Here is a 20,496-nt window from a genome sequence, read left to right as displayed (position 1 = left end):
CCGGCGCCTCGTACGCCCTCGGCCGGCCGCCCAGCCGCCCGGCGACGCTCGCATCCCCGGGCGGCTAGCGGATCGGCAGGTCGTACGTGCGCCGGATGCTGCTGCCGAGCTTGGCGAGGTCGGCCCCATACACGTGCAGCGAAACCCCCACCTCGCCGCTGGTGTTGCGGACGCGGTGGATGTCGCCGGGCGGCGCGAAGCCGCTGACGTCGCCGGGGCGGTTGTCGGCGCGGCCGATCTCGACGAGGTGGTCGCCCATGTCGCGGTAGAGGGTCTCGTGCTCGATGCCGCTGATGACCCCGAACGCGCACCAGGAGACGTGGTCGTGGACGACAGTCTCGGAGCCGGGCTGCCAGACCACGGCGGAGATGGAGAAGTCGGCCTGGGCGTGCAGCACGTGGGACACGTAGCCGCCGGGCACCCCGGCGCGCTCCTCGGGCGTCAGGATGTCGGCGCCGGGCAGGTCGTCGCGCAGCAGCGCCGCGACCTCGTGAGCGGTGGCGCGCAGGCCGAGGCCGCGCGCGGCGATGCGTCCGATGCCGGTGACCAGGCCGCTCAGGCCGGGCCGTGCGGTGATGGTCGTCATTTCCATGGTATCCCCCTAGGGAATGCAGATAACCGCCTTCCCCTTCTACGGTGCTACACCGACACCGATAGGTCCAACAGAAGTCTTCTGCGTGACCCATAGATATGATTGATGGATGCTGGATGTCGTACGGCTACGCGTCCTCGACGCCGTGGCCCGCAAGGGATCCGTGACGGCCGCCGCCCGGGAGCTGCACTACTCCCAGCCCTCGGTCAGCCACCACCTTGCCCGGCTGGAGGCGGAGACGGGGGCCCGGCTCGTGCAGCGCGTGGGCCGGGGCATCCGGCTGACCGAGACGGGCCGGCTGCTCGCCGCCCGGGCGGCCGAGATCCTCGCCCGGCTCGACGCCACGGCCGACGAGCTGGCCGCGCACGTCGGCCTGCGCTCGGGGCGGGTGCGGCTGGCGGCGTTCCCGTCCGCGCTTGGCACGTTCGTCCCGGCGGCCGTGACCCGGCTGGCCCGCGACCATCCGGGCCTCGAACTGCGCCTGACGGAGACCGAGCCGCCCGAGGCGCTCAGGCTGCTGCGCGCCGGCCGCGCCGACGTGGCGGTCGTCTTCCGCTACGACGACACCGCGCCCGAGGACGACGGCATCACCATGATCCACCTCCTCGACGACCCGAGCATGCTGGTCGCCACCGGCGAGCCAGGCGAGCTGAGCGCGTACGCCGACGCCGACTGGATCGCCGGCTGCGACCGGTGCCGCAGCCACCTGCTCGACCTGTGCGCCAAGGCCGGGTTCGAGCCGCGCCTGTCGTTCACCAGCGACGACATCGTGGCCGTCCAGGCGCTCGTGGCGGCGGGGATGGGCGTGACCGTGCTGCCCGGCCTCGCGCTGCGCGCCCACCGCCACCCGGATGTCACGGTGACCGAGATCCCCGGCTCCACCCGGCACGTCTACGCCGCCGTGTACGGCGAGCCGCCCCACCCGCCCGCCACCGAGGCCCTGGTGAAGGCCCTGACATCGGGCCTGTGACCTCAGAACTCGAAACAGCGCGAGAACAGGGAGAAGAACGCCAGGACGGCACCCAGGACGGCCAGCGCGGCGACCACGAGAAGGATCAGCACCGACATCGCCACCCCGGGCCGGCCGCGCAGGACCAGGGCCCCTCCGACGAGGCAGGCACCCACGACGTACGCGACCACCTCGAACGGGAAGAGCCCGAAGCTGTCGCATCGGCCCGCGAAGAGCCCCAGCCCCAGGGCGGCCAGGCCGGCACCGAACAGCCCGAGGAGCAGCGGCGTCCTTCGTCCCACCGGAACCCCTCCCCTCCGCGCGCGAGGATCCGGCCCACATCGGTGATCGATTCTGCCCGACGGAGAAACCCGGCGAAAAGGCGTTGACCGGGTTCCTACGATGGTCTTATGCCCGATCTCGCGACCCTCGCCGTGTTCTGCGCCGCGACCCTGGCCCTGCTCGTGGTCCCGGGGCCGGCGGTCCTGTTCATCGTCACGCGCAGCGTGTCGCAAGGCAGGTCCGCCGGGCTGGTGTCGGTCCTCGGCGTGCACGCCGGGTCGCTGGTGCACGTGGCGGCGGCGGCGCTCGGCGTCAGCGCGCTGCTGGCGGCCTCCGCCACGGCGTTCACCGTGGTCAAGTACGCGGGCGTCGCCTACCTGGTCTGGCTCGGCCTGCGCAAGCTGCTGCACCGGGGCTCCGGCGAGGACGACGGGGCCGTGCTCGAGGTCTCCCGGCACAGCCGGCGGCGCATGTTCTGGGAGGGGTTCGTGGTCAACGTGCTCAACCCCAAGACCGCGATCTTCTTCCTGGCGTTCCTGCCGCAGTTCACCGACCGTCACGCGGGGCCGATCGGGCCGCAGATCCTCCTGCTGGGCGCGCTGTGGATCGCGCTGGGCCTGCTCAGCGACGGCGCGTACGCGGTGGCGTCGTCCGCGCTGGCCGGCCGGATCGGGCGCTCGGCGCGCGCCCGGCGCCGCCTCGACGTCGGCACCGGCGTCGTCTACCTCGGCCTGGCCGCCGTCCTCACGGGCGAGAAGGCGTAGCTGACGGACGAGAAGGCGTAGCTCGCGGGCGAGAAGGCGTAGCTCAGGAGGCGTGGCTCACGAGGCGGGGGCCTGCCCCGCGGAGGCCGCCTCGGCGGTCTCCCGCGCCCACCGGTAGTCGGCCTTGCCCGCCGGCGAGCGCACCATCTCCGCGACGAACGCGTACGTCCGCGGCACCTTGAACCCCGACAGCCGCTCCCGGCAGTGCGCGTCGAGCTCGGCGGCCGTCACCGTGACGCCGTCACGCGGCTCGACCACGGCCGCCACCCTGCTTCCCCACCGCTCGTCGGGCACCCCCGTGACCACCGCGTCGAAGACGGCCGGATGCCCCTTGAGCACGGCCTCCACCTCCTCGGGGAACACCTTCTCCCCGCCGGTGTTGACGCACTGCGAGCCCCGGCCGAGCACGTTGACCGTGCCGTCCGGGTCCACCGTGGCCAGGTCGCCCGTCAGCAGCCACCGTGTCCCGTCGGCGTCCGTGACGAACGTGCGGGCCGTCTTGTCCGGGTCGTTGTAGTAGCCGAAGGCGATCCGCCCGGTCTTGGCCACGGTGCCGAGCTGCCCCGAGCCGGGCTCGACCGGCCGCAGCCGCTCGTCGAGCACCGCGATGCCGGCGTTCGGCCGGTAGCGCAGACCCTTCTCCGGGGTCGAGCCGGGCACGCCCGAGGCGGTGAAACCCGACTCGGTCGAGCCGAAGTTGTCGAGGATCATCACGTTCGGCAGCAGCTCCTGGAGCCGGTCCCGGACCGAGCCGCTGAGGATGGCCGAGGTGGAGCTGATCACGCCGAGCGACGACAGGTCGCGGCCGCCGCGGGCCAGCTCCTCGGCGAGCGGGCGGGCCATCGCGTCGCCGGTGATGTTCATCGTGAACACCTTCTCCCGCTCGGCCGCCCGCCACACGCCCGCGGCGTCGAACCGGCGCACGTACACCAGCGTCGCGGCCATCCAGAAGCCGATGAACGTGGCCATCTGCGCGGCCCCGTGCATGAGCGGCGGCGTGGCCATCATGACCAGGGGTCCCGCCGTGGCCGCCGCCCGCACCACCTCCTCGGGCGTGGCGCGCGGCTCGCCGTACGGGTTGCCGCCGCCGAAGGCCATGAACATGTCCTCGACCCGCCACATGGCGCCCTTGGGCATGCCGGTCGTGCCGCCGGTGTAGATGATGTAGACGTCCTGGCCCGAGCGCGGCGCGAAGCCGCGCTCGGGCTTGCCGCTCTCCAGCGCCATCCAGTACGGCACGGCGTCCGCCACGGCCGGGGGGCCGCCCACGGCGACGAGGTGGCGCAGCGTCGGCACGTCCTTGGCCACGGCCGCGACCCGGGCCTCGAACTCGACGTCGTAGATCAGGGCCCGGATGTCGGAGTCGCGGTAGAGGTAGAGCAGCTCCGACTCGACGTACCGGTAGTTGACGTTGATCGGCACGGCCCGGATCTTCAGCGCGGCCAGCAGCCCGGCGACGTACTCCACGCCGTTGTACAGGTGCAGCCCCACGTGCTGGCCGGGCTCGACGCCGCGTTCCAGCAGGAAGTGCGCCAGCCGGTTGGCCTCGGCGTCCAGCTCGGCGTAGGTGCGCCGCTGCTCGCCGCAGACGACGGCCACCCGGTCACCGGCGACGTCGGCGACGCCCTCGAACAGGTCGGCGTGGTTGAACTCCATCAGGGTCGCTCCCGTCCGACGATCCACATCGCGAAGAACTGCGCGCCGCCGCCGTAGGCGTGGCCGAGCGCCAGCCGCGCGCCGTCGACCTGGTGCTCGCCGGCCATGCCGCGCACCTGGAGCGCGGCCTCGGCGAACCTGATCAGCCCGGAGGCGCCGATCGGGTTGCTGGACAGCACGCCGCCGGAGGCGTTCCACGGGATGTCGCCGTCGAGCGCGGTGGCGCCCGACTCGGTGAGCTTCCAGCCCTCGCCCTCGGCGGCGAAGCCCAGGTTCTCCAGCCACATCGGCTCGTACCAGGAGAACGGCACGTACACCTCGGCCACGTCGATCTGCCGCCGCGGGTCGGTGACGCCGGCCTGCCGGTAGACGTCGGCGGCGCAGTCCTTGCCGCCCTGCGGGTTCACGGTGTCGCGGCCGGCCCGGAAGATCGGCTCGGAGCGCATGGCGGTGCCGTGGAGCCAGGCGGGCGTGCCGGTGACGGCCGGCTCCGAGGCCAGCACCATCGCGCAGGCGCCGTCGCTGGACGGGCAGGTCTCCAGGTAGCGGATCGGCTCCCACAGCATGGGCGTCGACTCGACCATGGCCCGGTCGATGCCGGGGATCCTCAGGTGGGCGTAGGGGTTCTTCAGCGCGTTGAGCCGGTCCTTGACCGCCACCAGCGTGCCGATGTGGTCGGGCGCGCCGGTCCTGCGCATGTACTCCCTGATGTGCGGGGCGAAGTAGCCGCCCGCGCCGACCACCAGCGAGGCGTTGAACGGCAGGTGCGTGGACAGGGCCCAGGTGGCGTTCGACTCCGACTGCTTCTCGAAGGCCACGACCAGCACCCGGTCGTGGACGCCGCCCTGCACGAGGCTCGCGCCGACCAGCGCGGTGGAGCCGCCGACGCTGCCCGCGGTGTGGACGCGCATCATCGGCTTGCCGGCCGCGCCCAGCGCGTCGGCGAGGTACGCCTCGGGCATCATGACGCCCTCGAACAGGTCGGGCGCCTTGCCGACGACGACGGCGTCGATGTCCTTGAACGTCAGGCCGGCGTCCTCCAGCGCCCGGAGCGCGGCCTCGCGCACCAGCCCGGCGATCGACACGTCGCGGCGCTTGGTCGTGTAACGCGTCTGCCCGACGCCGATCACGGCACAGCGATTGCCCATCTCAAGCCTCCAGGACCGTGACGAGGTTGTGCTGCAGGCAGGGGCCGCCGGCGGCGTGGCCGACGGTGCGCGAGGCGGTGCCGTCGTGGATGCGCCGGGCCGCCTCGCCGATGCGGATGAGGCCGGCCGCCATGACGGGGTTGGCGGCCAGCGGGCCGCCGGACGGGTTGACCACCGTGTCGGCGGGCAGCTCCAGCGCCCGGCGCAGGATGATCTCCTCGTGGGCGAACTGGGTGTGCAGCTCGGCCACCTCGACCGGGCCCTTGCCGACCCCCGCGGCCCGTGCGGCGTCGGCCGCGGAGACCGACCGGGCGAGGTCGCGCATCCCCAGGTAGTGGGGCTCGATGCGATGGGCGATGCCGCGGATGTGGGCGGGACGGGCGCACAGCTCGGCGACGGCGTCGCCGGCCGCGAGCACCACCGCCGCCGCGCCGTCGGTGATCGGCGCGACGTCCGAGGCCCGCAGCGGCTCGATGTCCGATGCGCGCGACGGCGCGACGTCCGATGCGCGCGACGGCGCGACGCCGACGTCGTCCGTGAGCTCGTCCGGCAGGTCCAGCGCGTACGGGTTGTCCCGCCCGGCGGCCCGGCTGCGCCGCACGATCGCGTCCAGCTCGGCCCGGTCGGCCCGGACGGCGGCGGCCTGGAGCGCGGCGAAGGACACCTGGTCGAGGCCGAGGGGCGCCAGGTAGTACGGGTCGAGCTGGAGCGTCATGACGGAGCGCAGGTCGCCGAGCGACGACTTGCCGAAGCCGTAGACCAGGGCGGTGTCCACGTCGCCGTGCTGGAGCCGCACCCACGCCTCGTACAGCGCCCAGGCGCCGTCCATCTCGACGTGGCTCTCCGAGATCGGCGGCCAGGCGCCGAGGGCGTCGAGCGCGGAGACGAACGAGAACGGCGCGCCCGCGAGGTAGTCGCAGCTTCCCGAGCAGGTGAAGCCGAACCTGCGCAGGCCGGTCCGCTCCTTGACCTCCTCGATGACCGGCAGGATCAGCTCCGGCTCCGACAGGCCGCTGTCGTGGCCGGTGTGCCGGGTCTGGGCGAAGGCGACGATGGCCACGTCTCTCATGACAGCTCCGCGTCTTCCTCGCCGGTGGGGGTGAACCACCGGACGTTCGCCATGGACAGCGTCCGCTCGCTCTCCGGGACCCACTCGGCGCGCACGCGCATCCCCTGGCGCACCTCGTGCGCGGGCACGCCGCCGACGAGCGCGATCATGGGGATGTCCGCGCCGTCGAGCAGGATGTACGCCGAGACGAACGGCACCTCGGGGGCCCGCGGGTCGGGCAGGTTGTTGATGGCGAACGTGGTGATCGTGCCGGTGTCGGGCAGCTCGACCTGCTCGGCGATGCGGCTGCCGCACTCGGGGCAGGAGGCGCGGAAGGGCACGTACACCTTGGCGCAGCCGGGGCAGCGGCCGCCGAGGAAGACGCCGCGCCGGACGCCTTCGAGGAAGGTCCGCAGTGCGCCGCCGGCCTGGATGCGGTACTCCGGCCGCACCGGCGAGACGATCATCGTCACCTCGGGCCGGAAGCACGCGATGTCGGTGATCCCGCCCTCGCGCCGCTCCCGCCACACCGGCCGGACGCGGGTGCCGGGCCGCAGCTCCTTGGGGTCACCGGCGTCCACGGCGTGGACGAGGGCCGTGTCGGCGCCGTCCAGCCTGATCAGCGCCCAGGCGAACGGCCGGTCGAGCGGGTGCTCGGGGCGGGGCTCCTGGACCCAGGCCGACGCGGTCACCGTGCCGGCCGGGCCGACCTCGACGTAGTCGTCCGTGACGGGGTCGCCGGTCGCCGGATCGTACTCCAGGGGCGGCACCAGCACCCGCCCCTCGGCGGTCCTGACCCCGACGATCCGGCCGGCGCGCAGCTCCGTGAGGAAGCGCCCGATCACCGGCCCCGTGCTCCGCGTGTATCCGCCGGGGAACTCCAGCACATGCCGGGCGACCAGCGGTTCGCTCGTCTCCACACGCCCTCCGCTTCGTTGTCTGGTTGTCCTCAGATGGCGCGCTCGCGCCCCTCCCAGTACGGCGCCCGCAGCTTGCGCTTGAGCAGCTTGCCGTTGGGCTCGCGGGGCATCTCCTCGATGAAGTCGATGGTCCTCGGCCACTTCATCCGGGCCAGCCGCCCCTCCAGCGACGCGAGCAGCTCGGCGGCCAGCTCCGGCCCGGGCTCGGCGCCGGGCGCGGGCTCGACGACGGCCTTGATCTGCTCGCCCCACTCGTCGTCGGGGATGCCGAAGACGGCCACGTCGGCCACCTTGGGGTGGGTCATCAGCTCGTTCTCGATCTCGGCCGGGTAGATGTTGGCCCCGCCGGAGATGATCATGTCGGACTTGCGGTCGCACAGGTAGAGGTAGCCGTCCTCGTCCAGGTAGCCGACGTCGCCCACGGTGAAGTGGTCCTGCAGGCGGTTCTCCTCGGTCTTGGCCGGGTCGCCCTTGTACTCGAACGTCGCGCCCATCATCTTCATGTAGATCGTGCCGGGGGTGCCGGTCGGTACGGGCTTGCCGTCGTCGTCCACGATGAGCAGCTCGCTGATGGGCCACGCCTTGCCGACCGTGCCCGGGTGGGACTTCCAGCCCTCGGGCGTGGCCAGGGTGCCGCCGCCCTCGGTGGCCGCGTAGTACTCGTAGATGCAGTCGCCCCACCACTCGAACATGGCCCGCTTCACCGGCACCGGGCAGGGGGCGGCGGCGTGGATCATCCACTTCAGCGAGGACAGGTCGTACCTGCGCCGGGTCTCCTCGGGCAGCGCGAGCAGCCGCTTGAAGTGGGTCGGGACCATGTGGGAGTTGGTGATCCGGTGGCGCTCGCAGAGCCGCAGCGTCTCCTCGGCGTCCCACTTGTCCATGTAGACGAGCGTGTGGCCCATGTGCAGCGCCGTGCCGCCGAACTGCGTGACGGCGGTGTGGTAGTTGGGCGAGGTGACGAGGTGCGCGTTCGGCCGGCCGGCCGTGATGCCGAACAGGCCGAGCAGGAACGTCATCATCTCGGCGGCGTCGTCGGGGTCGAGGCCGCTCAGCGGGCGCCGGACGCCCTTCGGCTTGCCGGTGGTGCCGGAGGTGTAGTGCATGGTGAGCCCGGCCGTGCGGTCGGGCGGCGACGTGTCCGGCTGTCCGCCGGTCAGGTCGGTGAGCGGGCGGAAGCCGGGCAGGTCCGCGCCCTCGGGCAGGGCGAAGCGGCGCTCGGGGGCGATGGCCTCGGCCCCGCGGGTGCCCTCGGCGGCGTAGCGGGGGTGCACGAAGAACGCCTTGGCCTCGCTGTCGGAGACGATGTAGGCGATCTCGGGGCCGGTCAGGTGCCAGTTGACGGGCGTGTAGTACCACCCGGCCTGGAGGGCGGCCAGGTAGAGGACGAGCCCGTCGGCGCCGTTGGGCACCAGGCCGCAGATGCCGTCGCCCGTCCGCAGGCCGAGCTCGCGCAGGCCGTGGACGAGGCGGTTGGAGCGGGCGAGCAGGTCGCCGGCGCGGTGCTGTGTGCCGTCGGGGTCCACGGCGGCGATCCAGCCGGGATCCGCCTGCGCCAGCCTCCAGAATCCGAGCGTGCCCATGGGTACTCCTCGTCAGTGGTCGAGGCGCCGGGAGACCGGGGATCGCCACAGGACTCCGGCCTGCCAGGCGGAAACGAGAACTTGTTCTCGTTTGCTTGGGCAGCGTAACCCGGCCGCAGAGAGCAGAGCAAGCGCTTGATCGCACAAGGGCGGGACCTTTCGCGGGCCGCGCGCGGGGGTAGGATCACTGCCTACCAAGCGCTTGATACACGCATCCGGAGGCGTCCGTGGAGCTCCTTCCGATCAGCACCCCCCACTGCCGCGTCGAACGCGACGGCCACGTCGTGGTCGTCACCATGAACCGTCCCGAGGCCCGCAACGCCCTGTCCTCGGACATGCTGGTCGGCCTCGCGTCGGCCTGGGCGTACGTGTCGGAGGAGGCGGGGGTCCGCGTCGCGGTCCTGACCGGCGCCGAGGGCACGTTCTGCGCGGGCGCCGACCTGAAGGCGATGGGCACGCCGTCCACGGACCCGGACGTGCAGGCGCGGGCCGCGCGGATCCCGAACTTCCACTGGAAGGGGCTGCTGCGCGAGGACATGCCGGCCAAGCCGGTGGTGTGCGCCGTCGAGGGGTACGCGGTGGCCGGCGGCACCGAGCTGCTGGTGGGCACGGACCTGCGGATCGTCGCCGAGTCGGCGACGCTGGGGCTGTTCGAGGCCAAGCGGGCGCTGTTCCCCATGGGCGGCAGCGCCGTGCGGCTGCCGCGCCAGATCCCGTACTGCCACGCCATGGACCTCCTGCTCACGGGCCGGTCGATCACGGCGGCGGAGGCGCTGGCGATGGGGCTGGTCAACCGGGTGGTGCCGGACGGGCAGGCGCTCGCCACGGCGCTGGAGGTGGCGGCCGACATCGCCGCGTCGGGACCGCTGGCCGTCCAGGCCATCCTGCGCACGTACCGGGACACGCTCGGCATGCCGGAGGCCGAGGCGCTGAAGGTGTCGGACGACCTGGGCTGGCCGGTGATCGGCTCCGCCGACGCCCGCGAGGGCACCCGCGCCTTCAAGGAGAAGCGCCCGGCCCGCTACGAGGGCAGATGACCTCGGGCCCGGGCCCCGCCGCCACGAGGGGTCCGGGCCCACGCGGGTCAGTCGCCGGTGATGCGCTCCAGGCGCTCCAGGGCCTCGCTGTACTGCTCCATCAGCGAGTAGATGACGTCGCGGGTGGAGCGGACCTGGTTGGTGAGGCCGATGACCTGGCCCGCCGGGAAGGTCGCCAGCTCGGCGGCGCCCGAGCGGCCGATCCGGCGCAGGGCGTCCGACACCAGCATGAACTGCAGCGGCATCGGCAGCGTCCCCGGCGACTCCTGCGACTCCCAGGCGTCGGTCCACTCGTTCCTCAGCAGCCGGGCCGGCTTGCCCGTCCAGCTCCGCGAGCGGACCGTGTCGCGCGAGGTGGCCTCCAGGATGCGCCGCCTGGCCATCTCCGGCGTGTCGGCCTCCTCGACCGTCAGCCACAGCGAGCCCGTCCAGACGCCCTCGGCGCCCAGCGCCATGCCGGCGGCCATCTGGCGGCCGTCGCCGATGCCCCCGGCGGCCAGCACGGGCACGTCCACCGCGTCCACGACCTGCGGGATGAGCACCATGGTGGTGATCTCGCCCGTGTGGCCGCCGGCCTCGGTGCCCTGGGCGACGACCACGTCCACGCCGACCTCGACCTGCTTGCGCGCGTGGCGCGGGGTGGAGGCGAGCGCGGCCACCTTGACCCCGTGGGAGTGAGCCAGCTCGACGACGTCGGCGGGGGGCGGGCCGAGGGCGTTGGCGAGCAGCGCGATCGGGTGCCGCAGCGCGACCTCGACCTGCGGCCGGGCGGTGGCGTCGGTCCAGCCGAGCAGGACCTTGCCGGCCTCGGCGTCGGCCGACAGCGCCGGCACGCCGTGCGCGGCCAGCAGGTTCTCGACGAACGCGCGGTGCCCCTCGGGGATCATCGACTGGAGCCGCCCGACCAGCTCCTCCGCCGGGAAGTCCGCGCCCTCGTAGGAGGCCGGCATGACGACGTCCACCCCGTACGGCTTGCCGTCGACGTGGTCGTCGATCCACTTGAGCTCCATCTCGAGCTCTTCGGGGGTGAAGTAGAGGGCGCCGAGGACGCCCATCCCGCCGGCGCGGCTGACCGCGGCGACGACGTCCCGGCAATGGCTGAACGCGAAGATGGGCAGCTCGATTCCGAACATGTCCGTGACACGTGTCCGCATGGCCCGACAATACGACCGCATTACGGTCAACTGCAACGCGTTCTACTCTAGAACCTTTGGTCGGTACCGGCCAGTAACATCTAATCGGAACCCGTTCTAGTAACACGGCGTGACACGGGATGTCGTGGCACGGGAACGCGAAAGGCCCGCGCCATGGGCGCGGGCCTTTCCGGGGCGGGATCACCGGCTCAGGCGGACGCCTCCGGGGAGCGGCGGCCGAGCAGGATGCCGGCGCCCACCAGGGCGACGCCGACGATCAGCAGCACCAGCGGGACGATGTTCCGCAGCAGGTTGATCTTCGACTTGCCGTCCTCGGCCTGCGCGACCAGGTCGCTCACGGTGCGGTCGGTCATCTTGACGTCGGCGACGAAGGCGGGCGAGCGCTCGACGCCGTCCTGCGTCTTGAGCACCTCGTGGCGCTGCTGGTCCTGCCGGACCGGGCTGCCGGTGGTGGGCTCGATGTAGTACGTCACCTTGCCGTCGTACCAGCGGTCCACCTGCACCATCGCGGTGCCGGTCATGCCGAGCACGTTGGCCGGGGCGCTGCGGGTCTCGGTCTTGGTGGGCGGCACGGTCTGCTCGAAGACGTAGACGGGCAGGCCGTCGACGGTGTCCTCGCGGACGAACTGCGCGTCGAACGCCTTGCCGGCCGTGGAGTTGAAGACCCGGTAGGTCTTCTTCTCCGTGTCGAACGGGAACTTGTAGATCTGTCCTTCCAGCGTCACCGGGGTCTTGCTGATGTTGACGTCGCAGCAGTTCAGGCCGACGCCGGTGTACTTGTCGAAGGCGCTGCGCCGGTCGCTGATGACGATCTGCGGCCGGTGGTTGGTGACGTCGTTGACGATGGTGGCCTCGTCCCAGACGACCCGGCTGGAGTTGGCCTCCTTGACGTCGCCGCGCGTGGTGACGATGACGTCGAGGTCGGCGGTGAGCACCTTGAGGTCCTGGGTGGAGAAGTACTGGGCCCCCTTGGCCTCCAGCCGCGTGACCCCCCACTGGTCCGCCGGGGCGGAAATGATCTTCCCCGCGGCCCAGAACTTCAGGAGGGGCGCCAGGGCGATGAAGAAGGCACCGACCCCGATGAGGACGAGCGTGGAGATGCGACCCATCAAAGGCCTCCGCGATCCTAGAACCTGTTGTCGTCTTGCCGGAACATCCGGCATCAAAGTATGACAGTGAGTGACATGCGTCACTGGCCGGTACGGAGCCGCAATCAAATTGATAGAAACAGGTTCTATCGTGGTTCTCCCTATGAAAGCGGGAAATATGCCCATGCGCGCCGACTTGGCGCGGTCCATCCGGCTCTTCCGGGCGTTCCGCACCGAGCAGGCCGACCAGGAGGGCTACTACACGACGCTCGCGGCCGACACGGCCGGGCTCCTGCGCCGGTACGTGGACCTGCGCGACCGGCTCGTGCTCGACGTGGGCGGCGGCCCGGGGTTCTTCGCCTCGGAGTTCCGCGGTCACGGCGCCCGCTGCGTCTGCGTGGACGTGGACGCGGGCGAGCTGGCCGGCCAGGGCGCGCCGAGCGGCGGCGTGCTGGGCAGCGCGCTCGACCTGCCGCTGCGCGACTCGTCGGTGGACGTCTGCTTCTCCTCGAACGTGCTGGAGCACGTGCCGGAGCCGTGGCGGATGGCCTCGGAGATGGTCCGGGTGACCCGGCCCGGCGGCCTGGTCTTCCTCGCCTACACCAACTGGCTCTCCCCCTGGGGCGGTCATGAGACCTCGCCCTGGCACTACCTGGGCGGCCACCGGGCCGCCCAGAAATATCAGGAAAAGTACGGCAAGCCGCCCAAAAACCACTTTGGCCGGAGCCTCTACCCCGTCTCCGTCGCCCACGGCCTGCGCTGGGCGCGCGGGGACCGGCGGGTCGAGCTCGTCGACGCGTTCCCCCGCTACCTGCCCTGGTGGTACCGCCCGATGCTCAAGGTCCCGATCGTCAGGGAGTTCGCCACGTGGAATCTGGTCCTGGTCCTGAGAAAGCGCCCGTGACGACGGCATCCGCCCCGTCCTCGGAGAAAGCCCCGTCCCCCGGCAGAGTCCCGTCCCCCGAGAAAGCCGCCCCCGGCGAGGCCCCCAGTGGGATCCCCCGCGCCGAGGCCGGACCCGAGGCGCCCGCCTCTCCCGGGCCCGCCGAGCCCGCGGGGGAGGAAGGCGAGCCGCCCGGGCCGCCCGGCGAGCTGCGCGTGGCGCCGCTGGACGCGCCCGCCCGCCGCGACACCGCCCTCGACGGCATCCGCGCCCTGGCCGCCCTCGGCGTGTGGGTGCTGCACGTGGCCGGCAACACCGGCGTGATGTACCGCGACGGCATGTTCGCCTGGATGACGACCCGGCTGGGCATCGCGGTCCCGATCTTCTTCCTGCTGTCCGGGCTGCTGCTGTACCGCCCGTGGGCACGGGCCGTGCTGGAGGACACCCCCGCGCCCCGCGCCGGCGGCTACCTGTGGCGCCGCGTGCTGCGCGTCATGCCCGCGTACTGGGTGGTGACGACGCTCGCGCTGCTCGCGTGGAGCTCGCTGGACGCCGGCGGCTGGGCCAAGTGGCTGCTGCTGCTCCAGAACTACACCGAGCAGACCCGCGCCCCCGACGGCCTCTACCAGATGTGGACGATGCCGATCGAGATGGCCTTCTACCTGGTGCTGCCGGTGCTCGCCTGGCTGCTGCACCACTGGGCCAGGCGCGGCGACCGGCCGGTGCGGCTGCTCGGCGGCATCGCCGTGCTCCCGCTGGTCTCGGTCGCCAGCGCGGTCGCGGCGCACGTCTTCGACCAGCCGCAGCTCGCGCTCTGGCTGCCGCACCACCTCATCTACTTCGCCGCCGGCATGGCCATGGCCGTGCTGTCGGTGTGGATCAAGGAGAGCCGGGTCGTCGACGCGCTCGCGCCGCAGCTCCTCGTCCTCGCGCTGCTGCTGTACGTGGTGCTGAGCACCGAGGTGGCCGGCCCGCGCACGCTCGACCTGCCCAGCCTGTCGCAGTCGCTCTGGCGGATGCTGCTGGAGGCCACGGTGGCCGTGCTGGTCGTCGCGCCGTTCGCGCTGGCGGCCCGGCGCGACTCGCTGCGGCACCGCGTGCTCGGCAACCCGGTCACCGCGTACCTGGGCCGGATCTCCTACAGCTTCTTCCTCTGGCACGCGCCGGTGATCACCCTGTACTACAAGGTGACCGACAGCCGGCCGTTCAGCGGCGACTTCGTCAAGGTGGCGATCCTGACGTTCCTCGGCTCGCTCCTCGTGAGCGTGGCCAGCTACCACCTCATCGAGGAGCGGGCCCTCAAGCTGACCGGGCGCCGGTCAGCATCGGCTCCTCCGCCGGAAGCTCAGGCGCCGCGCCCGGCTGAGCCGGTTCGCTGACGAGCCGGCCGAACAGCACGCCCATGGCGGCGCAGGCGACGAGCTGCGGGACGTGGTCGGTGAGCACATCCACGTCCGCGCCGTAGTCGCGCAACGCCATGGCCGCGGCCAGCGACGCGGTCGCGAGACAGAACAGCAGCGCCGCGGCCCAGTGCGGGGCGAGCCACCGGGGCAGCGCCCGCCGGGCCGGGGCCCACAGGACCGCCACCACGGCGGCGAGCACCACGAGCATCCCGGCCCAGCCCGCCACCCAGGCGCCGAACGCCATGCCCGCGGCGATCGCGTACGGCATGCGCCAGCCCGAGAGCCGCGAGTGCCCGGCCGCTGCGGTCTCCAGCACGTGCTCGGGGCGCGGGCCGCGCATCACGAGGGCGAGCAGCGCGAGCACGGCGATGCCGCCCAGGCCGAGCGCGAGGGCCAGCCAGTACGGCCGGTCGGGCCCGTACTCCAGCCGGACGGTCCCCGAGGTGCCGGCGGGCAGCTCCCACGCCTGCTTCCAGCCGTCGACGCGGACCGGCCGCAGCGTCTGGCCGTCGAGGCTGGCCCGCCAGCCGGCGTTGTAGTTCTCGTTGACCACGAGGAAGGAGTCCTTGGGCGCCGTCACCCGGACCTCGCGCTCGGACTGCGTCCACGTGCCGGGGGCCGCGGCGCCCTCGACCTGGAGCGGCTGCTCGGGCAGCGCGCCGATCACCAGGCCGTCGACGGCGAACGGGTCCCAGCCGGCGGCCCGCACCCGGTTGTCGCCCGCCGACAGCGTCACCCTGCCGCAGCCGGTGAAGCGGACCGGCCGCTGTTCGAGCAGGTCGGCGTAGGTGCCGGTGACCCTCGTCTGGACGACCTTGCCGTTGAGCCGCAGCTCGGGTCCCTGGCCGCAGGGCAGCCGGAACGGGATGCCCGCGGGCCGGCTGGCCGGACTCACCCCGGGGATGATCAGCTCGGTCACCTGGAGGCGCCGCGACACGGGGAAGAAGCGCAGCTTGAGCTGCGAGGTGGTGATCGGCTTGAACCTGATGACGCCTCCGGCGTCCACGCGTCCGCTGCGCACCACGCTCCTGTCGCCGACGATGACCAGGTCGAGCGGCTGCTTGTCACCTCCCGGGCGGGCGACCTGGAGCCGGGAGATCGTCTTCTTGCCGTTCCAGCGCAGGGTGAGGGTGGGCTCGGCGTCGCTCGGCGACGGCACCCAGGTGGTCGCGGCGTCGGCGTCGAAGGCCGAGCGCGGCGCGACCACGGGGTCCTTGCTGACCTGCGAGGTGCCCTGGACGCGGGTGAGGTCGGCGCTGAGCCGGCTGTAGCGGTCGACGAGCCCGGGGTCGCGCAGGATCGCCGTGCCCTGGAGGGCGGCGGCGTGCCGGCGCTCGGCCGTGAAGGTGCGGTCGAACCCGGCGCCCTCCTCCCCCGGCCGGGCGAGCAGCGGGTTGCACACCCACCGGTCGCGGTTGCGCATGCACTGGGGGCGCGCGTCGAGGCCGCGGTCCATGACGTACGCGTCGCCGCTGCGGCCGGGCAGCCTGATCGTGCGGCCCGGCAGCACGCCGGGGATCGTCATCTCGGTGATGCCGACCCGCTGCACGAAGCTCCAGTCGCTGTTGTACGTGGCGAGGATCGTGATCCGCAGCCAGGTCGTCGCGCCGGGCGGCGCGTGCAGCGTCTGCGGCTCGTTGGTCTGCCGGACGTCCTGGACCAGCCGGCCGGCCTCGGTCTCCACGGCCACCCGCCTGATCGACTGGCCGAGCAGCACGTTGTTGGTGAAGGTGACCTTGAAGTCGGGGATCTCGCGGGGCTGGGGCAGGTCCACGCGCAGCCACTCGCCCTGGGGGCGGTGCCAGCCGCCGCTCTCCCAGCCGGTCTCGTAGTCGCCGTCCATGGCCGCCCACGGGCCGCGGCCGGGGGTGCTCAGGCCGGAGACGGCGTCGGCGTCGGCCACCGAGGAGGAGGCGGTGATGGCGGAGATGCCGTCGTACTCGGCGGTCGAGGTCTCCTCCAGCCAGCCCTTCTCCAGCAGGTCGAGCGCGCGCACGCCGGTGAAGTCGGCGCGCCGGTCGGCGGTCAGCGTGGGCGTCCAGTTGGTCCGGATCTCGCCGAACTGCCGCTCGCGCAGCCGCAGCGCGTCGCTGACGACGGTCGGCACCTCGTACGTGCTCGCGTCGTCGTTGACCAGCACCGGGCCGGTGCCGAGCAGCCCGAGGTCGCCCATCGTGAGCAGCGAGTCCGGGCCGCCGCGCACGCGCACCGCGTCGCCCGCGGCCTCCACGCCGACCAGGTCGGCGTTGCCCGCCACCTCGTACAGCTCCAGGGCGGGCGCCGGCCAGTCGACGGAGTCGACCGCGTCGTCGGTGAAGCCGTCGCCCACCTCGCCGCCGAACGAGCGGATCCGGCTGATGCCGGGCGACTCGCGCAGCGCCTCGTGGACGCGGGCGGGCCAGGCGCCCTGGAGGTTGGCGCGCATGAGGTCGTTGCGGACGAGCAGGTAGTGGACGCCGAGGCGGCGCAGCACCTCGGTGAGGCCCGCCGAGCCCTGGCCGGAGGTGAGGCGCTGGTCGACGGCGTCGAGCAGCCGGGTCAGGCCGACCGAGCCGGCGGCCGTGACCTGGCGGGCGGTCCAGCGGGCCGTGAACAGCGGCTGCATGGGGTCGTCCACCGGGCGGCCCCACAGGTACTCGCCGAACTTGGCGCCGGGCACGACCAGCACGCCGTCGTCGCCGGCGTTCTCGTTGACCCAGGCCGCGGCCTGCCGCCAGTAGAGCGGCACCTCCTTGAACGCGCCCGGCATGGCCAGGCCCTGGTTGAAGACGGGGAGCACGAGCCCGGCGAGGGCGGCCAGGGCGACCACCCGCACGGGCAGCCGGACGTTGGCCCGCAGGCGCGCGGCCAGCGGCAGTCCGGCGGTGGGCCGCGCGGCGCGGGCCCGCCGGTGGGTGACGGCGAGCAGGTGGGCCAGGCCGAACGCCATCGGCAGCCGCACCAGCGGGTCGAACTTGCGCAGGTTGCGCAGCGGCGCGAGCGGACCGTCGAGCAGCCAGCGCACCGGCTCGGCGACGATCGGCTCCAGCGCGCTCGTGTGCCCGGCGACCAGCGCGGTGACGCCCACGAGGAACAGCGTGATCACGAAGCCGCGGGCGGGCAGGTCGCGGCGCACCAGCCCGGCCAGGCCGAGCGCGGCCAGCACGCCGGTGACCACGACCATGGCCGCCGAGGTGGCGATGGCGTAGCCGGGCGGCTGCTGGTCCACCCCGTTGACGGTCAGGAAGCGCACCCAGTCGGAGGTGCCGCGCAGCACGTTCGTCAGCGACGTGACCGCCGTCGTCGTGGACGCGGTCTCGGTGTAGGGCAGGAACGAGAACGCGTACCGGCCGACGAGCAGCAGCGGCGCCCACCAGAAGAGCGTGGCCACCGTGACGGCGCCCGCCCACCAGCCGAGCAGCCGCCAGCGCGGCACCGGTCTCGGCCGGGTCAGGATGTAGACGACGGGGGCGACGAGCACGGCGAGCACGGCGACGGCGTTCACGCCGCCGCACAGCGCCACGGCCAGCGCCGAGCGGATCGCGCCGCGGGCCCGCTGCCCGGTCTCCGACGCGGTGAGCAGCGGGATGAGGATCCACGGCAGCATCGCGGCGGGCAGCCACTCGATCGAGATCTCGCCGAGGATGGACAGCGCGCGCGGGGCCAGCGCGTACGCCAGGGCGCCGGCGATCCGGGTGCCCGGCGTGCCGACGCCGAGCTGCCGGGTCAGCCGCTCCACGCCGAGGAAGGCCACGCTGAGCAGCAGCGTCAGCCAGAGCCGCTGGGTCACCCACGGCTCGACGCCGATCAGCTCGCCGAGCGCGAAGAAGGGGCCCATGGGGAACAGGTAGCCGGCGGCCTGGTTCTGGAGCTGGCCGAAGTGCTGGAGGTCCCACAGGTGGGCGGCGCGCTCCAGCCAGCCGAGCGGGTTGAGCGCCAGGTCGATCTTGGTGTCGCCGATGATGCTGCCGGGCCTCGTGGTGAACGACAGCACGGCGAAGCCGAGACAGCACAGCAGCAGCCACAGCCGGTGCCTGGTCTTGTCGGTCACCACTCCCGCCGGCTCGGAGGCGCCTACCACCGCTCCTCCCTCAGGGGCGCCGGGACGGCCCGCACGGGGGCCGGCGCGGGACGGCCGCGGATCAGCTCGGCCATGCGTTCCGCGCTGCTCTGCCACGAGAACCGGGCCGCCCACGACCGGCACCGGGCCGCGTACTCGTCGCCGCGGCCGCCGGCCAGCTCGTCGAGCGCGGCGGAGACGCCCTTGGCCAGGTCGGCGCCCTCGGGCAGCAGCCAGCCGGTCTCGCCGTGCCGTACGGCGTCGCGCAGCCCGTCCACGTCGAAGGCGACCGTCGGGACGCCGAGCGCGGCGGCCTCCAGCACGCACAGCCCCCAGCCCTCGCCCTGGGAGGCGTTGACCTGGAGCCAGGCGGAGGCGATGAGCCGTTCCTTGTCCGCTTCGGACAGGTATCCGTGCATGGTGACGCCCTCCGGCAGCCGGGCGCGCAGGCGCGCCTCCTCGGGGCCCCGGCCGACGATGTCCACGGTCAGGCCGGGCCAGCGCTCCCTCAGCTCGGACACGGCGTCGATGAGCAGGTCCACGCGCTTGTGCGCGACGAGCCGGCCGACGCAGACGAGCCGGGGGGCGGCGCTCTTGCGGATCCCGGCGGGCGCGCCGACGCTCACGCCGTTGGGGATGATGTGGATGGGTCCGGTCCAGCCGAGCCGCTGACGCATGGCGTCCACGGTGGACGGCGAGACGGCCACGCTCCGGTGCCGGCGGTAGGTCCAGCGGGAGACCGGCCCCTCCAGGAAGCGGCCGACCGCGGCGAGCCAGCGCGGCAGGTGGACGCCGAACTGCCGGTCGTGGACGTGGTGCACCACGCAGATCACGCCGGTGCGGCGGGGCAGCACCCACGGGGTGAAGAACGGGATGCCGTTCTGGCAGTCGAGCACCACGTCGAACCACGACCGGCGGGGCAGCAGCCAGGCCAGCACCCGGGCGTAGACGGAGAACGGCCCGCCCATGCGGGCCAGCCGTACCCCGTCGATCTCCTCGCGGGCGCGTTGCCCGGGAGCGCGCGCGGTCACGAAGTGAACGGTGTGGCCCGCCGCCGCGAGGCGGCGGGCCATCTCCCACGCGTAGGTCTCGGCGCCTCCGGCGGCCGGGTGCCACGGATCGCGCCAGTTGACGACGGCGATGTTCACGGATATCCGACGGGGTCGAGCGGCGGCTCCCAGGCGGGAGCGGCCGCCGCGCGCGGCTCCAGGCGCAGCGTCAGCCAGATCCGGCCGAGCTCCAGCACGATGCCGGCGCTGTGCCGGGCCGGTGAGAACCGCGAGCCGGGCATGTCGCGCCACTGCACGGGGATCTCCAGGATGGTCGCGCCCCGGTCGGCGCACCGGGCGAGCAGTTCGACGTCGAAGGCGAAGCCGGGCGTGCGCAGCCGCGCGGCGACGTCGCGGGCGAGCGCGCCGTCGAAGAACTTGAAGCCGCACTGGGTGTCGCTCACCCCGCGCACCAGCGCTCTGGCCAGGGCGCGGAAGCCGACGGCGCCCAGCTCGCGCACCCGGCTGTGCCGGTTCTCCACGTCGGAGAAGGCGTGGGCGCGGGAGCCGACGACCACCCGCTCACCGGAGAGCAGCAGGCCGAAGGCGACGTCGATGGCGCCCAGGTCGGTGGCCATGTCGGCGTCCAGGAACCCGACGAAGGGAGCACGGGTCTCCAGCAGGCCGGCGCGGACGGCGGCCCCCTTGCCGGGGGTCTCGCACCGGGTCAGCCGGACCGGGACCTTCCCCCGCGGCCAGGTCCTGACGATCTCGGCGGTGGAGTCCGTGCTGTTGTTGTCGACGACGATGACGGCGGTCGGGAACGGCATGCGGGCAAGCTTCGCGCACAGCTGCAGGAGCCCCCCGGGGAGTCGTCCTTCCTCGTTGTAGGCGGGAATGACGATCTCGAGCAGTGGTGGTCGGCTCGTCCTCTCGTCCCCTTGGCGGGAGGGCGGCATGG

17 protein-coding genes are annotated in these 20,496 nt (G+C 73.0%); 5 read left to right on the top strand and 12 right to left on the bottom strand.

What is annotated here, in order from left to right:
* Window positions 1–64: 64 nt before the first annotated feature.
* The gene (locus HT134_RS13645; RefSeq protein WP_175600713.1) at window positions 65–592 is read right to left on the bottom strand and encodes a cysteine dioxygenase family protein; all 528 of its coding nucleotides are present in this window, start codon (window positions 590–592) and stop codon (window positions 65–67) included.
* A gap of 109 nt (window positions 593–701) precedes the next feature.
* Here HT134_RS13645 and HT134_RS13640 point away from each other — a divergent pair, with 109 nt between their 5' ends.
* Entirely contained in the window at window positions 702–1,562 is an 861-nt protein-coding gene (locus HT134_RS13640) for a LysR family transcriptional regulator (RefSeq protein WP_175600712.1), read from the top strand.
* 2 nt (window positions 1,563–1,564) lie between these two features.
* Here HT134_RS13640 and HT134_RS13635 read toward each other — a convergent pair whose 3' ends face one another.
* Window positions 1,565–1,843 carry a hypothetical protein gene (locus HT134_RS13635; RefSeq protein WP_175600711.1) on the bottom strand — a complete coding sequence of 93 codons (279 nt, stop codon included), beginning with the start codon at window positions 1,841–1,843 and terminating at the stop codon, window positions 1,565–1,567.
* 108 nt (window positions 1,844–1,951) lie between these two features.
* Here HT134_RS13635 and HT134_RS13630 point away from each other — a divergent pair, with 108 nt between their 5' ends.
* Window positions 1,952–2,587, top strand: a complete 636-nt coding sequence (locus HT134_RS13630) for a LysE family translocator (RefSeq protein WP_175600710.1) — start codon at window positions 1,952–1,954, stop codon at window positions 2,585–2,587.
* 57 nt (window positions 2,588–2,644) lie between these two features.
* On the opposite strand, the gene HT134_RS13625 is transcribed toward HT134_RS13630, so the two are convergent.
* From HT134_RS13625 to HT134_RS13605, 5 genes are read right to left on the bottom strand one after another with little or no spacing between them, the layout of a single operon-like run.
* Complete coding sequence (locus HT134_RS13625) at window positions 2,645–4,243, bottom strand: acyl-CoA synthetase (protein WP_175600709.1); 1,599 nt, start codon at window positions 4,241–4,243, stop codon at window positions 2,645–2,647.
* The gene (locus HT134_RS13620) at window positions 4,243–5,391 is read right to left on the bottom strand and encodes a thiolase family protein (RefSeq protein ID WP_175600708.1); all 1,149 of its coding nucleotides are present in this window, start codon (window positions 5,389–5,391) and stop codon (window positions 4,243–4,245) included. Before HT134_RS13620 ends, HT134_RS13625 begins: the two co-directional genes overlap by 1 nt.
* A 1-nt stretch (window position 5,392) precedes the next feature.
* The gene (locus tag HT134_RS13615) at window positions 5,393–6,460 is read right to left on the bottom strand and encodes a thiolase family protein (protein ID WP_175600707.1); all 1,068 of its coding nucleotides are present in this window, start codon (window positions 6,458–6,460) and stop codon (window positions 5,393–5,395) included.
* Window positions 6,457–7,359, bottom strand: coding sequence for a Zn-ribbon domain-containing OB-fold protein (locus HT134_RS13610; protein WP_312888114.1), 903 nt, complete (start codon window positions 7,357–7,359; stop codon window positions 6,457–6,459). Before HT134_RS13610 ends, HT134_RS13615 begins: the two co-directional genes overlap by 4 nt.
* Window positions 7,360–7,388: 29 nt before the next feature.
* Window positions 7,389–8,942: an acyl-CoA synthetase gene (locus tag HT134_RS13605; protein ID WP_175600706.1), complete on the bottom strand. Its 1,554-nt coding sequence runs from the start codon at window positions 8,940–8,942 to the stop codon at window positions 7,389–7,391.
* Between the two features lie 227 nt (window positions 8,943–9,169).
* On the opposite strand from HT134_RS13605, the gene HT134_RS13600 reads away from it, so the two are divergent.
* Window positions 9,170–9,979, top strand: coding sequence for a crotonase/enoyl-CoA hydratase family protein (locus HT134_RS13600; protein ID WP_175600705.1), 810 nt, complete (start codon window positions 9,170–9,172; stop codon window positions 9,977–9,979).
* 47 nt (window positions 9,980–10,026) lie between these two features.
* Here HT134_RS13600 and HT134_RS13595 read toward each other — a convergent pair whose 3' ends face one another.
* On the bottom strand, window positions 10,027–11,133 hold the full coding sequence (locus HT134_RS13595) for an NAD(P)H-dependent flavin oxidoreductase (protein WP_175600704.1): 1,107 nt from the start codon (window positions 11,131–11,133) through the stop codon (window positions 10,027–10,029).
* Window positions 11,134–11,321: 188 nt separating this feature from the next.
* On the bottom strand, window positions 11,322–12,242 hold the full coding sequence (gene pgfA, locus HT134_RS13590; RefSeq protein ID WP_175600703.1) for a cell envelope lipid trafficking protein PgfA: 921 nt from the start codon (window positions 12,240–12,242) through the stop codon (window positions 11,322–11,324).
* Between the two features lie 157 nt (window positions 12,243–12,399).
* Here pgfA and HT134_RS13585 point away from each other — a divergent pair, with 157 nt between their 5' ends.
* Entirely contained in the window at window positions 12,400–13,125 is a 726-nt protein-coding gene (locus tag HT134_RS13585) for a class I SAM-dependent methyltransferase (protein WP_246364451.1), read from the top strand.
* Window positions 13,122–14,483, top strand: coding sequence for an acyltransferase family protein (locus HT134_RS13580; RefSeq protein ID WP_175600701.1), 1,362 nt, complete (start codon window positions 13,122–13,124; stop codon window positions 14,481–14,483). Before HT134_RS13585 ends, HT134_RS13580 begins: the two co-directional genes overlap by 4 nt.
* On the opposite strand, the gene HT134_RS13575 is transcribed toward HT134_RS13580, so the two are convergent.
* The 3 genes from HT134_RS13575 to HT134_RS13565 are packed head-to-tail and all read right to left on the bottom strand — an operon-like array spanning window position 14,404 to window position 20,494.
* Complete coding sequence (locus tag HT134_RS13575) at window positions 14,404–18,567, bottom strand: alpha-(1->3)-arabinofuranosyltransferase domain-containing protein (RefSeq protein WP_175600700.1); 4,164 nt, start codon at window positions 18,565–18,567, stop codon at window positions 14,404–14,406. The two genes, HT134_RS13580 and HT134_RS13575, sit on opposite strands and share 80 nt — an antisense overlap.
* Window positions 18,561–19,694: a glycosyltransferase family 4 protein gene (locus tag HT134_RS13570; RefSeq protein WP_175600699.1), complete on the bottom strand. Its 1,134-nt coding sequence runs from the start codon at window positions 19,692–19,694 to the stop codon at window positions 18,561–18,563. Before HT134_RS13570 ends, HT134_RS13575 begins: the two co-directional genes overlap by 7 nt.
* Window positions 19,691–20,494, bottom strand: coding sequence for a glycosyltransferase (locus HT134_RS13565; RefSeq protein WP_175600698.1), 804 nt, complete (start codon window positions 20,492–20,494; stop codon window positions 19,691–19,693). Before HT134_RS13565 ends, HT134_RS13570 begins: the two co-directional genes overlap by 4 nt.
* Window positions 20,495–20,496 lie beyond the last annotated feature (2 nt).

Source organism: Nonomuraea rhodomycinica (assembly GCF_013363995.1).
GTDB lineage: Bacteria > Actinomycetota > Actinomycetes > Streptosporangiales > Streptosporangiaceae > Nonomuraea > Nonomuraea rhodomycinica.
This window is presented reverse-complemented; position numbering and strand designations above follow the sequence as displayed.

What these genes read in the sequence shown, in the direction of transcription:
- HT134_RS13565 (WP_175600698.1), bottom strand. Translation starts at nt 20,494, where the DNA reads ATGCCGCCCTCCCGCCAAGGGGACGAGAGGACGAGCCGACCACCACTG.
- HT134_RS13620 (WP_175600708.1), bottom strand. Translation starts at nt 5,391, where the DNA reads ATGGGCAATCGCTGTGCCGTGATCGGCGTCGGGCAGACGCGTTACACG.
- pgfA (WP_175600703.1), bottom strand. Translation starts at nt 12,242, where the DNA reads ATGGGTCGCATCTCCACGCTCGTCCTCATCGGGGTCGGTGCCTTCTTC.
- HT134_RS13625 (WP_175600709.1), bottom strand. Translation starts at nt 4,243, where the DNA reads ATGGAGTTCAACCACGCCGACCTGTTCGAGGGCGTCGCCGACGTCGCC.
- HT134_RS13630 (WP_175600710.1), top strand. Translation starts at nt 1,952, where the DNA reads ATGCCCGATCTCGCGACCCTCGCCGTGTTCTGCGCCGCGACCCTGGCC.
- HT134_RS13640 (WP_175600712.1), top strand. Translation starts at nt 702, where the DNA reads ATGCTGGATGTCGTACGGCTACGCGTCCTCGACGCCGTGGCCCGCAAG.
- HT134_RS13645 (WP_175600713.1), bottom strand. Translation starts at nt 592, where the DNA reads ATGGAAATGACGACCATCACCGCACGGCCCGGCCTGAGCGGCCTGGTC.
- HT134_RS13585 (WP_246364451.1), top strand. Translation starts at nt 12,400, where the DNA reads ATGCCCATGCGCGCCGACTTGGCGCGGTCCATCCGGCTCTTCCGGGCG.
- HT134_RS13595 (WP_175600704.1), bottom strand. Translation starts at nt 11,133, where the DNA reads ATGCGGACACGTGTCACGGACATGTTCGGAATCGAGCTGCCCATCTTC.
- HT134_RS13615 (WP_175600707.1), bottom strand. Translation starts at nt 6,460, where the DNA reads ATGAGAGACGTGGCCATCGTCGCCTTCGCCCAGACCCGGCACACCGGC.
- HT134_RS13605 (WP_175600706.1), bottom strand. Translation starts at nt 8,942, where the DNA reads ATGGGCACGCTCGGATTCTGGAGGCTGGCGCAGGCGGATCCCGGCTGG.